This window comes from Desulfobulbus alkaliphilus, assembly GCF_016918545.1.
In the GTDB taxonomy this organism is placed as follows: Bacteria; Desulfobacterota; Desulfobulbia; order Desulfobulbales; family Desulfobulbaceae; genus Desulfobulbus; species Desulfobulbus alkaliphilus.
Genome location: NZ_JAFFQC010000332.1, coordinates 1 through 419 on the forward strand (window position 1 = coordinate 1; position 419 = coordinate 419).

Sequence of the window (419 nt, forward strand, 5' to 3'; positions counted from 1 at the left end):
TTCTCGAGGCGTACGGACAGCAGGGCAACGGCCAGCGTTTCGTTGCCGTCGACGTAGCCCGGCGGATTGCCGGTACGGGCAGCCTGGGGCTTGAGCGTTATTCCGTGCTGGCTCGCCCCGAAAACGACCCCGCCACCCTGCGCCTGATCGACATCAAGCTGTCGATTCCGAGCGTATGGGCCGGCGTGCTGGGCAGCGCCTGCAGCGTGGCACCCTGGCATAGCGAGGCAGGGCGCGTTGTCGATATCCAGCGCGTTTCGCAGGCCATTTCGCCCGCGCTGCTGCGCGGCGTCGTCTACGGCGCCAAGGGCGAAAAGCCGAAGTCGTACGTCGTCAAGAGCCTGCAGCCGACGGCCGACCGTGTCGCGCTCGGCTCGGGCAAGAACGTGGTCGCCAATCTGGACGATGCACTGCAGACC

Annotated in this window: 1 protein-coding gene; it reads left to right on the forward strand. The window is 66.8% G+C overall.

The genetic code is table 11. The features are described from left to right. A partial coding sequence (locus JWG43_RS18805; protein ID WP_205244434.1) for a DUF2252 family protein occupies positions 1 to 419 on the forward strand: 419 nt, incomplete at both ends.